The organism is Rhodococcus sp. NKCM2511 (assembly GCF_014905595.1).
In the GTDB taxonomy this organism is placed as follows: Bacteria; Actinomycetota; Actinomycetes; order Mycobacteriales; family Mycobacteriaceae; genus Rhodococcoides; species Rhodococcoides fascians.
This window is the reverse complement of sequence record NZ_BNHJ02000001.1, coordinates 1,099,181-1,112,434: the sequence shown is the minus strand read 5'-3', so window position 1 is coordinate 1,112,434 and position 13,254 is coordinate 1,099,181. Positions and strand designations below refer to the sequence as shown.

General features: G+C 65.3%; 9 protein-coding genes. 1 reads left to right on the top strand and 8 read right to left on the bottom strand.

Going from position 1 to position 13,254, the window contains the following annotated elements; genetic code table 11:
- Window positions 1-59: 59 nt before the first annotated feature.
- Window positions 60-5,918: a non-ribosomal peptide synthetase gene (locus tag JLZ96_RS05070; protein WP_201009587.1), complete on the top strand. Its 5,859-nt coding sequence runs from the start codon at window positions 60-62 to the stop codon at window positions 5,916-5,918.
- A 70-nt stretch (window positions 5,919-5,988) separates the two neighbouring features.
- Here JLZ96_RS05070 and JLZ96_RS05065 read toward each other — a convergent pair whose 3' ends face one another.
- The 8 genes from JLZ96_RS05065 to JLZ96_RS05030 all read right to left on the bottom strand — a co-directional run bounded on the left by JLZ96_RS05065 (window position 5,989) and on the right by JLZ96_RS05030 (window position 13,228).
- A complete protein-coding gene (locus tag JLZ96_RS05065) occupies window positions 5,989-6,924 on the bottom strand; it encodes a triacylglycerol lipase (protein WP_032365693.1) in 936 nt (311 codons plus the stop codon).
- A 148-nt stretch (window positions 6,925-7,072) separates the two neighbouring features.
- Window positions 7,073-7,927 (bottom strand): glycosyltransferase family 2 protein, encoded by an 855-nt coding sequence (locus JLZ96_RS05060; protein ID WP_176458062.1) that lies wholly within the window; start codon window positions 7,925-7,927, stop codon window positions 7,073-7,075.
- A gap of 81 nt (window positions 7,928-8,008) precedes the next feature.
- Window positions 8,009-8,863: an ABC transporter permease gene (locus JLZ96_RS05055; protein WP_032373896.1), complete on the bottom strand. Its 855-nt coding sequence runs from the start codon at window positions 8,861-8,863 to the stop codon at window positions 8,009-8,011.
- A 10-nt stretch (window positions 8,864-8,873) separates the two neighbouring features.
- Window positions 8,874-9,731 carry an ABC transporter permease gene (locus JLZ96_RS05050; protein WP_032365639.1) on the bottom strand — a complete coding sequence of 286 codons (858 nt, stop codon included), beginning with the start codon at window positions 9,729-9,731 and terminating at the stop codon, window positions 8,874-8,876.
- Window positions 9,728-10,699 carry a daunorubicin resistance protein DrrA family ABC transporter ATP-binding protein gene (locus tag JLZ96_RS05045; protein ID WP_027496305.1) on the bottom strand — a complete coding sequence of 324 codons (972 nt, stop codon included), beginning with the start codon at window positions 10,697-10,699 and terminating at the stop codon, window positions 9,728-9,730. The genes JLZ96_RS05050 and JLZ96_RS05045 overlap by 4 nt, the downstream gene beginning before the upstream one ends.
- Window positions 10,700-10,827: 128 nt before the next feature.
- Window positions 10,828-11,781: a diiron oxygenase gene (locus tag JLZ96_RS05040; protein WP_027496306.1), complete on the bottom strand. Its 954-nt coding sequence runs from the start codon at window positions 11,779-11,781 to the stop codon at window positions 10,828-10,830.
- A gap of 31 nt (window positions 11,782-11,812) precedes the next feature.
- Window positions 11,813-12,721 carry a prephenate dehydrogenase dimerization domain-containing protein gene (locus JLZ96_RS05035; RefSeq protein WP_201009586.1) on the bottom strand — a complete coding sequence of 303 codons (909 nt, stop codon included), beginning with the start codon at window positions 12,719-12,721 and terminating at the stop codon, window positions 11,813-11,815.
- A gap of 12 nt (window positions 12,722-12,733) precedes the next feature.
- A complete protein-coding gene (locus JLZ96_RS05030; RefSeq protein ID WP_027496308.1) occupies window positions 12,734-13,228 on the bottom strand; it encodes a hotdog fold domain-containing protein in 495 nt (164 codons plus the stop codon).
- Window positions 13,229-13,254: the final 26 nt, after the last annotated feature.

The following is a 13,254-nucleotide window of genomic DNA, read 5'->3' as shown; positions in this document are numbered from 1 at the left end:
GGCCGACGCGTCGTCCACGACCGAGCGCGGGGCAACACTGGTGAGGAGTCATAGTTCAGATGAGTTCGGATGGATCGACCGGTACACCGTCCGAGTCGGGCGGCCGAGTGGGTGGACGGTCGAGCCGCCCCAGGCCTACCCGTGCACGACCCACCCGACAGCGACCGGCCCGTACGGTCGCGCTACCGACTCTGCTCGCCGCGGCGGTGGAAAAGAACCCGGACGGTATAGCGGTGGAGTGCGGCACCCGGTCGCTCACCTATCGTGAGATCGACTCCCGGTCGTCCAGGCTGGCCCGGCTGCTCATCGAACGCGGGGTCGGCCCCGAGGATTTCGTGGCACTGGCACTGACCCGTTCGATCGAATCTGTCACGGCCGTGTGGGCCGTGGCGAAGACCGGTGCTGCATTCGTGCCCATCGACCCCAACTACCCGGCCGCCCGAATCACGCACATGGTGAACGACTCCGGCGTGCGAATGGGTGTCACTGCAACACAATTCGAAGAGGCGATGCCGACGTCGGTGTCGTGGATCAGTCTCGACTCGTCCGACACCGAAGGCGCACTCCAGGGGTTGTCCGACGATCCCGTCGTGGCGGACGATCGACGGGCACCGATTCGCCCGTCCACGCTCGCGTACGTCATCTACACCTCCGGCTCGACCGGTCTGCCGAAGGGCGTCGCCGTCTCCCACGCCGGGCTGGCACCGCTGACCTCCACTCAGGTCGAGATCTACGGGCTGGACTCCGATTCGCGCACACTGCATTTCGCGTCCCCCAGCTTCGATGCGTCCGTGCTGGAGCTACTGATGGCTGTGGGCGCAGGTTCGACGATGGTCATCGTCCCGCCCGGTGTCTACGGCGGTTCCGATCTGGGTGACATGCTCCGCCACCACCGCGTCAGCCATGCGTTCATCACCCCGGCGGCGCTGGCCTCACTCGATCCGGCGGAGGTGCCCGACATGCGAGTGCTCGCGATCGGCGGCGAGGCCTTCACCTCGGAACTGATGTCGAAGTGGGCACCGGGCAGACGTTTTCACAACGTCTACGGCCCCACCGAAGCGTCGATGGTGTGCAACATCTCGCCACCCTTGAACGCGGGCGAAGCCGTGCTGCTCGGGCCGTCCACCAAGGACATGGGCTACCACGTGCTCGACGACCGGTTGCGGCAGGTGCCCGCCGGGGTGCCGGGGGAGCTGTATCTGACCGGTGCCGGCCTTGCGCGGGGATACCATCGACGCTTCGCGCTGACCGCGGCGCGTTTCGTCGCCAATCCGTATGCAGCCGAAGGTAACTCGGAACAGAGCCGACTGTACCGCACCGGTGACCTGGTGCGCTGGCGGGAAGCGGCGTCCGGACGGGCCATCGAATACCTGGGCCGCAACGACTTTCAGGTCCAGATCCGAGGCTTCAGAATCGAACTCGGTGAAATCGACGCCGTTCTCACAGCGCAGGACGGGGTCGATTTCGCGGTGACCCTCGGTCACCGCAGTCCCACCGGCGCAACCGTTCTCGCAGCGTACGTACTGCCGGTGGCAGGGACGGACGTCGACCTGGACCGGGTGCTGGACGAGGCCGGGCGGAGTCTGCCTGCGCACATGGTGCCCTCGGTGATCACACGGATCGATTCGATCCCGCTGACTCCCACCGGCAAGCTGGACCGAGACGCACTGCCGGAACCGGTGTTCGAGGCCGCGGAGTTCCGGCCCCCGTCGACCACTACCGAACATGTGGTGGCCGATATCTTCGTCGAGCTGCTCGGGGTCGAACGGGTCGGCCTGGACGACGACTTCTTCGCGCTCGGGGGTAACTCCCTGATCGCCACACAGCTTGCGGCTCGATTGGGTTCGGCTCTGGGCGTCCATGTTCCGGCGCGCTCGGTGTTCGAGTCCTCCACCGTCGAGGCCTTGGCGCAGGCCGCCGATTCGGCGGACGGTCCGGTTCGAGCTGCGCTGGACACGTCGAGGCAGCGGCCCGAGCGCATCCCGCTCTCGTCCGCACAGCAGCGAATGTGGTTTCTCAACCGCCTCGACACCGACTCCGCCCTCAACAACGTGCCGGTCGCTCTGTTGCTGCGCGGAGAACTCGATGTCGACGCGCTGCAGGCTGCCGTGGGGGACGTGGTCGGTCGACACGAATCGTTGCGCACCGTGTACCCGGAGATCGACGGTGTCGGGTATCAACAGGTGCGGGACGAGGCCGAGACGCACGTCGGGATGGACGTGGTCCGCATCGCTCGTGACGACGCGCTCGCTGCGGTCACACAGTTCTTCACCCGGGGATTCGACGTCACCGTCGAGATCCCGTTTCGTGTCCGGCTGTTCCACATCACGGACCCCGCCGGTGCAGCACCGGAGTACGTGCTGGCCTTCGTTGCACACCACATCTCGGCGGACGGGCTCTCGATGGCCCCGCTGTCCCGCGACGTCATGACTGCGTACCTCGCGCGGCACGGCGGATCGGCACCGCAGTGGGCACCGCTGCCGGTCCAGTACGTCGACTACACACTCTGGCAACTCGACATGCTCGGCTCCGAATCGGACCCGAAGTCGTTGGCCCGCAAGCAGATCGACTATTGGCGTCGCACGCTCGACGGCCTCCCCGAGCAGTTGGATCTGCCCTCCGACCGGCCGCGCCCGCGGGTCGCATCGGGACAGGGGGCGGTGACGGCGTTCGAGATCGACGCTGCACTGCACACCCGCGTACTCGAGTGTGCACGCGAGCACGACGCCACCGCGTTCATGGTGGTGCACGCAGCGTTGGCGGTGCTGCTGGCCACGTTGTCCGGGACGTCCGACATCGCCGTGGGAGCACCGGTGGGTGGTCGCGGCGACGCACGATTGGACGACCTGGTGGGCATGTTCGTCAACACGGTGGTCCTGCGAACGCAGATCGCTCGAGACGCCTCGTTCGGTGCGGTACTCGATGCCGTACGTACCTCCGACCTGGAGGCATTCGACAATGTGGACGTACCCTTCGAGCGTCTTGTCGAGGTACTCGATCCGGTGCGTTCGCAAGGGCGGCACCCGCTGGTCCAGGTAGCGCTGTTCTTCCAGAACTTCTCTCAGGGATCGTTCGAGCTCCCCGATCTGGGCGTCGAGACATTCGGGTCCGGGGCGGCGTCGGCAAAGTTCGATCTCCAGGTGACGCTCACCGAACTCGGAGACGGCGCAGGTCTGGCCGGCGAGCTGATGTACGCGACGGATCTGTTCGACGAGTCGACGGTGGCGTCGTTCGGGCGACGGTTGGTGGCTGTACTCGAGGCGGTGACCGCCCGTCCGGATGTCGTGGTCGGTGATATCGACGTTCTCGATTCGGCCGAGCGCGAACGAATCATGGTGCGCGGCAACGGCGACGAGGTGGCCATCGAATCCGCCGAGGTGTTGTTGGACGGCTTCGATCGCGTGGTGGCCGACACGCCCGACGCGGTTGCGGTGGTGTTCGGCGAACGGTCGCTGACGTATCGGGAGTTCTCGGCTCGGGTGGACGCGACTGCGCAGCTGTTGCAGGAGCACGGTGCCGGGCCAGGTGTTCTGGTGGGGCTCGCGATGCGGCGGTCCGTCGAGTTGGTCGTCGGCATGTATGCGGTGCTGCGATCGGGCGCGGCGTACGTTCCGGTGGACCCGGATCAGCCGACCGAACGTAACGACTACATTCTCGACACGGCCGCCCCGGTGGTCGTGTTGTCCACGGCCAGAGATGGTTTCGTCACCGCGACCGCTGTTCCGGTCGTCGACATCACCGATCCACCGGAGCCGTCCGGGTCGGTGGTGTTTCCGCGCGCCGCCGGGGACGACCTGGCGTACGTGTTGTTCACGTCCGGGTCGACCGGTCGTCCGAAGGGCGTGGCGATCGAACACCGGGCCATCGTCAACCAGATGGCGTGGATGGCGCAGGAATACGGTCTCGATGCGTCGGATGTGTACCTGCAGAAGACGGCGACGACGTTCGATGTCTCGCTGTGGGGTTTCTTCCTGCCGCTGCGAACCGGCGGTCGGTTGATCGTGGCGGCCCCGGGCGCGCAGCGTGACGTCGAGGCGGTCGCCGCCGATATCGCGCGGCACGGGGTGACCGTGACGGACTTCGTGCCGTCGATGCTGACGGTGTTCGTCGAAGCGGTGTCGGCGCAGTCGATCTCGACGCTGCGACATGTTTTCGTCATCGGTGAGGCGCTGCCCGCGGGTACCGTCGATGCCTGGCGGGCAGTGTCGGATGCGCGGGTGCACAACCTGTACGGGCCTACCGAGGCGGCGGTCAGCGTCACTTATCGCGATGTCTCCGAGGACGGGGCGGGGTCCGGATCGGCGTCCATCGGTGTGCCCGAGTGGAACACCTCGGTGCACGTGCTGGATTCGCGTCTGCATCCGGTACCGGCGGGCGTTCCGGGGGAGTTGTACTTGGCGGGTGTGCAGTTGGCGCGGGGTTACGTTGCGCGGCCGGACCTGTCGGCGGAGCGGTTCGTGGCGAACCCGTTCGACGGCGTGGGGACGCGGATGTACCGGACCGGTGATCTGGTGCGGTGGTCGATGGATGCCGATCGGCTCGAGTACATCGGTCGCACCGATTTTCAGGTCAAGTTCCGTGGGCAGCGAATCGAGTTGGGAGAGATCGAGACTGCGCTGACGGCGCGGTCGTCGGTGAGTCAGGCTGTCGTCGTGGTGTCGCACTCGGCGGTCGGTGAGTCGTTGGTGGCGTACCTGGTTCCTACTCCCGGTACCGACATCGACGTCGAGCTCGTTCGGGCGGAGGCAATTTCTGCGCTGCCGTCCTACATGGTTCCGTCGGCCTTCGTGGTGCTCGACGCTCTACCGCTCAACGCTGCGGGAAAGCTGGATCGTCGGGCGCTGCCGAGTCCGGAGTTCGAGACCCGCGAGTTCAGGTCGCCGCAGACACCGGTGGAGGAAGCTGTTGCCGGTGTGTTCGCGGACGTTCTGGGAGTCGAACGCGTGGGACTCGACGACGACTTCTTCTCGCTCGGCGGCAACTCGCTGCTGGCCGTCAAGTTGGTCTCCGCGCTGAAGGGGGCCCTCGGTGGTCGGCCTGTTCCTCTGAACTGGTTGTTCGTGGACGCGTCCGTTGCCTCCCTTGCGGCACGGATCACTGCTGCCACGGCATCGAGAGTCGACGGAGCGGAAGCAAGCGGGCTCGAGGTCCTGATACCTCTACGGGTAGGCGGTTCTTCGGCCCCGCTGTTCTGTATCCACCCCATCGTGGGTCTGTCCTGGGCCTTCGGTGCCCTGGCGTCACACATCGGCGACGACCGTCCGATCTACGGATTGCAGTCGCCCGCGCTGTCCGGTGCAGAACCTGTGCCGCAGTCGATAGAACAGTGGGCTGCGGTATTCGTGGACAAGATTCGCGCCGTGCAACCGTCGGGCCCGTATCACTTGCTGGGGTGGTCCATGGGCGGACTGATCGCGCATGCGATGGCCGTGCAACTGCAACGTGAGGGCCACGAGGTCTCGACGTTGGCCATGATGGACTCGTTCGTTGCGGGTGGGTCGGACCACCTCGTCGACAGGCCGGTATCGGCGGACGAGATTCTCGGCGGGCTGGGTGTCGGTGCGGACAACCACCTCGAGATCGGTGAACTCACGGTCGACTCCGTGGCCGAACTGTTGAAGTCGATGCCGGCACCTTTCGACTCTATTTCCCGCGAACGGGTCGCCGGGATCCTCGACGGGATCGCACAATCGGCAGAGCTCATCGAAACCTATGTGCCACAGACCTTCACAGGACGAGCGCTGCTGTTCGCATCGGTCACCGACGATCCCACGGGCAACGTGGCGGCGGCGACGTGGCGCGGTGCGCTGAGCGAGGGCGTGACGGTCGTCCCGGTCCATTCGACCCACTGGCAGATGGCGTCGTCGCCGGCATCGACCGAGATCGGGCCCGTGCTGGACGCGGAATTGCACCGGTAGTCCGTTCGGCAACGACGAAGGCCTCACGACATCGTGTCGTGAGGCCTTCGTCGTTGCGTGTGGAGAATGTTCAGCAGGGTGCGGGCGTGGTGGTTGCGTAATCGGGATCGAGTGCGGTCTTCACCATGTACAGGGGAGCGGGATCGGCGACGAGACCGACGTGGGACGTCGTCGCCGTGGGGCACACGTCCTGAACCCAGACGTTGTGCACCATCGCAGGGTCGCCGGACTTGAGGAAGGTGTTCGCGGGCGGTGTCGAGACGGTGTCGTTGCGCGTGGCGATGACGGTGTACTCGACCCCTGGTTCGACGTCTCCGCCTTCGTTCAAGCTCGTCAGCGTCGTCGAACCGACGAGTTGCTGGGCACCCGCCATGTTGTATGTCAGGGGGGTGAGTGCGTCGCCGGGCAGGCCGAGCGAGGTGAGCAGTTCGGAGAGCTGCTGCAAACCGCCGAAGGTCGTGCCGTGGTTGGTGGCACCCAGTGTGACCAGTGTGTGCACCTTGTTGCGGGCGGGGTCCTGCGCATCGGTGCCGCCATCGAACTTCATGTACTGCCGAGTGGCGGTGCCACCCTGCGAATGGCCGACCATGTCGACTTGCTCGGCACCGGTCGCCGCGAGTACTTCGTCGACGAAACGGCCGATCTGACGGCCCGACTCAGCGATGTCGCCGGAGCCCCAGATGGTCGTGCCCGGGTCGAGCAGCAGCGATACTCCGCCGTAGTTGGGTGCGAAGACGCAGTAACCCTCGCTCTTCAGCTGCGGTGCCAGGATCTTCCACGTGGACGCATCCATCTTGGTTCCGTGGACGAGCACGACCGGACGGGGATGGGCCGCGCTGGGAACACAGCCGAAGTCGTTGGCACCCTCGAGGGTAGGCGTGGCAGAAACCGAGGTTCCGGTGGGCGAGGGCGCAGCGACCGCTGTGCCCGTCCCGGTGAAGGACAGGGCACCGGCCACCGCGACAGCAATCGCCGTGGGCAATACTCTCGTGAACTTCTTCGGCATGGCCTCTATCTCGTCCGGGGCGTCGGAATCCGCCGCTGTCACCTGCATCTGCGTCACCGACCGTAACAGCCGGACACACAGGCGTAACAGGCGTGCAGGTCAAGGGTGCCGGTCGGGCAGGCCGGTCGGCGAGCCCGTGTGGTGGACATCACCAACCGATGGCTCCGTATCTGATTCCTGCGCGAAGCTCGCCGACCCGGATGACGAACGCACGCAGCCAATGGCCGCGTGACATCCCGGTCAGCGACGTCGGCAGCAGGGGATTGCGCAGCAGCAGCGCCATCCACCAGGACGCGACTCGGCGCACTTTCAGTGCCGGGCACCCCTGAGGCCGGTAGATTCCGCGAAGCTTGGCGAAGCCGAACCCGAGGCGGAAAGACTGGCGCAGGAGAGGGCGTAGCTCGTCACGCAGTCGATACGCCACTACTGCCTCGGTACTGAACCCCAAGGTGTAACCCGCCAGTTGCGCCCGCCAACTGAACTCGACATCCTGGCTTGCTCGGTAGCGGTTGTCCATGCCGCCGAGATCGCTGTAGACCGATGCCCAGCAGGCCATACTCGCGCCTATCGCGAACGGCAGGAAGTCGGTGCGGCCCTGGTTCTCCGGCGCTGTCGTGGGCGTCCACGACAGCGCCCGGACGCTGTTCAGCGTGTCGGTTTCGACCGCAGTACCGACAACATCGAACGACGACGCCTCCTGTACGAGCGTGGTGAGCCACGACGAGTGCACGACATCGTCCGAGTCGCAGAACGCCAACAGATCGCCGGACGCCTCTCGGGCACCGCAGTTGCGTGCGTAACCCGCTCCGGTCTCGCGGGAAGCATCGACCGACCTGAGCCGCAGCCGCTCTCGCAAAGGATGGGTGAGTACGTATTCGCCGAGGTCCCCGCCTCGCGTGTTGTCCGCAACGAGCACCTCGAACGGAAACCCGACATCCTGATCGGCCAGAGCCTGCAACTGTGCGTCCAAGTGCGGATCGAGGCCACCGACAGGAATGATCACCGATACCGACGGATGCTCAGGTCGTGCCCGGTCGACCACAACGAATCCCCCAACGTAGAAATGTCGGCCCGGGCGACGCGATCAGCCCGACGCAGATGCCTTCTTGTACCCCCGAATCGCAGGGTAGAGGAAGATCACGACCATTCCCAGAGACCACGCGAGAGTTTGGAGAATCGGAGTCATGACGGGCCCTCCGAGTGCCAGCGCGCGCATCGCGGAGACCGCAACCGACATCGGCTGCGCTGCAACCACCGGCTGCAGCCAGAGCGGATACGCGAGGACGGGGACGAACCCCGCATTGAAGAACATCAACAACGTGCAGAAGATCGACACCACTTCGACCAGTGGTGCGTCGCCGGCCACCGTGGCGAGGAACGTGACCATGACTGCGAACCCGATACCGAACACGACAGGAATCAGCAGCAACAAGATGCCGGCCTGAATTCCCTGAGTGAACCTGAACCCCAGCGCTACACCGGCACAGATGATGACCACGGTGGTCACGAGCACCCGAACTGCTTCGGCAATCATCCTGCCGAGTAGGCCGGCCGCACGGTGAGTGGGCGTTGTCCAGAACCGAGCCAACAGACCCGACTTTCGTTCGCCCTTGAGGCCGACAGCGCTGACGATGGAACCGAACATGGCTCCGACCAGAGCGATCATCGGCACCTGGCCGTAGATCGCCGGCGATCCGGTGGCCGCGGAGATCGAGTTCCCGAGCACGACACGGAACATGACCAGCATCAACGCGGGGTACAGCAACGCCTGAATCATCGTCGACGGATCGCGCATCCATCGCATCAGAAGTCGTTTGGCCTGGATCAGGCTGTGTGTCCCGAGCGCACGAACAGACCCTTCTCGCAGAGCCATGTTGGGTTCGGGAAAGGTCAGGTTGGACACGCGTGCAGCGTTCACCGACGCTTCTGTCATCGTCATCTCGGACTCGTCATTCTGGTCTCGAGCTCGCCCAGATGGCGAGCGGGACGAAGAACAGGAGCAGGCCGGCCACCCAGGCGAGGGATGGCCACAACACCTGGAAGCTGACTCCGCCCTCGGCCATGTCGCGCATAGCGAACGAGAACTGAGAAATCGGTTGATTGCGAACGAACGGTCGGATGAGTTCCGGGAAGCCGCTCTCGGGAACGAATCCGCACGAGGCCATGCCGAGGATGAGCTGGGGCAGGGTCAACACCTGGCTGGTCGCTTCGGGGCTCTTCGACAGCGTTCCGATTGCGTCGGCACCGATCGACAACGTGGTGCTGATCAGCATGGCGAGCGCGCAGAACAACAGGGCCTGACCGAACCCTGCAGAGAAGCGAAAGCCGATGACGTAGCCGAAACCGAGTGCGGATACGAGCGATACCAGTGAACGGACGACACCGCTCGAGATTCGCGACACCAGCGGGACGCCGCGTACGACGGGCATCGTCTTCAACCGAGAGTTGAGTCCACTCATCGCCTCCGTCGATGCCCTCTGCGCGGCGGAGATGGCGGTGAACGCCATTGCCTGCAGCACGATGATCGGCATCAGAAACTGTGCGTAGTCGATGCCCTGCAGGCCCATCACGAACTTGAGCGGGAGGTAGAAGCCGATAGTGAAGATCAGCGGAGCGATGACCGCGATCAGCAGCTCACCCTGGGTGAGCATCGTCCACAGTGCACGCCCGGTCAGTGCCTGCCACTGTACGAAGCCGGACGGCCGCGTTCGTGACCGGCGTTTGGGCTGCTGCGTCGTCGACCCGGTGGTTGTCCGAGGAGCGGTGACCGCACGCGTATTCGAGACGCCTCGCGTCGTGGCCGTCACGGCGTGGGGCTCGCTTGCGAATGGCCGGTGAGGGTGAGGAAGACGTCGTCGAGCGAGGGGCGGCGCAACGCGATGTCGGCCAGCACGATGCCACGGGCGTCGATACGGCGGAGGATCTCGGACAAGGTTGCGGCACCGTCGGGGGCAGGCACGGACAGGCGGTCGGATGCGGCAGTGATCTCGGCGTGCACCGCCGGAGGCACCATCTCACCCAGCGCCTCGGCCGCTGCTCGTAGCTGACCTGGATCGAGAGGCACCACTTCGCAGTAGCTACCGCCGGTCATGGCCTTGAGCTGATCGGACGTACCTTCGGCGATGACCGTGCCCTTGTCGATGACGATGATGTTGTCGCTCAGTACGTCTGCCTCTTCGAGATATTGCGTCGTCAGCAACACGGTGATGCCCTGGGCCTTCAGTGCCTCGACCAACGACCACACACCCTGTCGGCTCCGAGGGTCGAGTCCGGTGGTCGGCTCGTCCAGGAACACGACTTCGGGACGCACGACCAGGCCACATGCGATGTCGATACGACGGCGCATGCCGCCGGAGTAGCCGCGGACCGGACGCTTGCCGGTATCGGACAGGTCGAATTCGTCGAGCAGGGCCTTGGCGCGAGCCTTGGCAGCCTTCTTGTCCAGACCCATGAGGCGGCCGAACAATTCGATGTTCTCGCGCCCCGAAAGAGTGTCGTCGAGGGCGGCGTACTGACCCGTCATCATGATCGACCGCCGCACCGCGGGAGCGTCGGCAGCAACATCGTGGCCGGCGACGAAGGCCCGGCCGCTGTCGGGCGCGATCAGCGTCGACAGCACTTTGACAGTCGTGGTCTTGCCCGCACCGTTGGGGCCGAGGATGCCGAGTACGGTTCCCCGCTCGGCCGAGAAGCTGATGCCGCGCAGCGCATGCACATCGCCGAAGGACTTGTGCACGTCCTCCACGTGTACGGCTGCGTGCTGAGCTGACGACATCGGATCTCCGAGCTGTGGGGTGAATGGGGCCGGGGCAGTGCCGGGGCCCGTGGAGGGGAGGGCCACTACTTGATACGGGAACTGCCGGGAAATGTTACCTGTGGATTGCAGTCGCAGATGTTCTGCCGTCAGCCCCAATCGATATCGATACTGTCCTCGACGTCCAGCTTTCGGCACAGGGATCGCAGTCCGCTGTAGTCCTGAACCAGCGCTCGACGGCTCTTGTCGGCCTCGACGTCGGCGATCATGGCCTCGGCTCCGCGGACACCTTCGAGTTCGAGAATGCGCGCCCACGTCGAGAAGTCGCTGCTCGAGAACGCATCCATGCCGTCGACTAGACCGTCGAGAAACTTCTGTCGATCGTTGGATCCGAGCCTGTCGAAGACGATCGCCGCCATGTCGTCGGCAATCGATGCGTGGCAGTACTCGTCGCGATTGTGGAGCTTGACCGTCGCCCGATTGATCGGCTGAATGACGTCGTCGTCCTCGATCAGATCGAGGTAGGACGTGATGGAGATCTCTGCGACCGTCATGAAGGCGAGCGAGCTGATCGCCGCAGACCACGGGTCGTCACTCTTCGCCTGAGCGGTCCGCTGGCGACGGACGGTGGAACTGAACGGCAGGGATCGTTCGGACAACGCCCAACCGCGACCGCGACGGGTCGCCGCACTGGCGTTGAGGTGCATCAGCGTGTGGTACTGCTCGTCCACCATGGCCTGAGTCACCGCGACCGCGAGGGTGTCGCCCATCCCGGTCTCGAACACATCCTGGGCGAGCAGCGAAAATCCCGGGTGAACAACGTGCTGCTCGACATCCATCACGTTCTTGTTGAACGCGATCCAGCCCCAGGCCCGCAGCCGATCCTGCTGTTCCGGTTCGGCACCGAGGAACGTGTCGTGTTCTCCGAACGGGATCAAGGCGTCGGGGAAATCTCGCTTGGTCGTGTCGAACAAATCGTCCAACTGGGGTTCGGGCTTCTTGACGGTGGCACGCTGCGACCAGTTCTTCGCCAACCGCGCTACGACCGCGCTCTCGACGACATCGTGGGGGTCGTGCTCCGGCAAGGTCGGCTGTTCCAACATCGTGTGCCCGCCTCCGCGTCCGGACCGGCGATCACGAATTGTCGCCGGAACCTCGAACGATACCGAACAACTCGGCACAGACGGATCGATAGCGACCGGCGGAGCTGCCGAGGGCGCTGCCTGCTCGGTTCATCAGTTCGGCGAACTCGGACTCCGAGCCGGATTCGACGGTCTCGCCGAGCAGTTGCGTCGCGCGGCGCAGCGCCGCCCGCGCGTCCGCGGCGTGTGGGTTACCTGCCTGAACGTCCCAGTACACCTCGGGCTCCCCACCGGTGATGCGTGCGAGGAGGGCGAGCATCGTCGTGTGTGGGGGAGGAGCGACGGCGTCGATGTCGGCGAACGGCAGATCGAGCTCGGCCAGGGCGAGCCCGAACGCGAGAACACTGGCGTGGGTGAGCGCTTGGGTCGCCGCAGCGAGTCGGTCGTGACGCTCGGCGTCGAGGAGAACGGTCCGGCCACCCCAGTGCTGCAGTCTGTCGACGAACGCGTCGGCCGAGGTGCCGGGTCGGTGCACGACGACGGCAACGGGGCGTCCGTTCATGCCCAGGGACGGTGCGAACATCGGGTTGATGCCCAGCGTCGGGCCGAGGTGTCCACCGCGGCCGGCGTACTGCGAGTAGCCGGACTTGACCGACAACGTTTCCACCAGCAGTGCGTCGGGGCGTACCGCGGTCAGATCGGCCGACAGTGCCACGGACTCGGGCACAGCGAGCACGACCGTCGACGCAGTCGACAATGCAGCTGTGACGCGGTGGTCGGGTGCGGTGATGTCGCCGACGAGCGTCGCGGCGTCGACCGATGCCGAAGCGGCTCGAGCGTCGACGACGGTGACCTGCATGCCGTCGCCGCGCAGGAGATCGACCAGTAGCCGGCCGACGGCTCCCGAGCCCCCGACCACCACTACCGAGTTCTGTTGCTCCGACCGCGTCACCGTGTCCATCGGTCGAGTATGTCAACGAGAGGCTGCAGATACCCAGATCGTGATGTCGGCGTGCACCACCTCGACGCCCGCAGTGTCACGGATGGCAACCGGCACGACGATCTCGCATCCGTCGGTGATGGTCGCGAAATCGGGAATGGTCTCGAGTTCTGCCACCGCGCGCAGTGACGTGGTCGCCTTCGTCAGGTACTGGACGGTCATCGACTTGGGGATCCAGCGGTGCGACGTCGGAACGGTGGCCTCGGCGAGCATCCCCATCGCAACCTCGGCGAGGTTGCACGCGGCGATCGCGTGGAACGTGCCGAGGTGGTTGCGGATCCCCAGCCATTTCGGGGCCGTGACCTCGCAGCGCCCCGGTTCCAGCGCAACCACCCGCGGCAGCACGGACGCGAAGTAGGGCACACGAAGACACATGCCGATCGAGAACACGGTGGATCCGATAGTGTTGTTCGGGAGCTTCGACCAGGCTCGATACGTGGCCCCGGTGGTGGTTGCGACTGTGTTCATGGGCTTACCTTACTGCTGAGTAAGGT

Bases quoted from the DNA above. Each gene is read 5' to 3' on its own strand.
- JLZ96_RS05070 (WP_201009587.1), top strand. From the start codon at position 60: ATGAGTTCGGATGGATCGACCGGTACACCGTCCGAGTCGGGCGGCCGA.
- JLZ96_RS05065 (WP_032365693.1), bottom strand. From the start codon at position 6,924: ATGCCGAAGAAGTTCACGAGAGTATTGCCCACGGCGATTGCTGTCGCG.
- JLZ96_RS05055 (WP_032373896.1), bottom strand. From the start codon at position 8,863: ATGACGATGACAGAAGCGTCGGTGAACGCTGCACGCGTGTCCAACCTG.
- JLZ96_RS05045 (WP_027496305.1), bottom strand. From the start codon at position 10,699: ATGTCGTCAGCTCAGCACGCAGCCGTACACGTGGAGGACGTGCACAAG.
- JLZ96_RS05040 (WP_027496306.1), bottom strand. From the start codon at position 11,781: ATGTTGGAACAGCCGACCTTGCCGGAGCACGACCCCCACGATGTCGTC.
- JLZ96_RS05035 (WP_201009586.1), bottom strand. From the start codon at position 12,721: ATGGACACGGTGACGCGGTCGGAGCAACAGAACTCGGTAGTGGTGGTC.
- JLZ96_RS05030 (WP_027496308.1), bottom strand. From the start codon at position 13,228: ATGAACACAGTCGCAACCACCACCGGGGCCACGTATCGAGCCTGGTCG.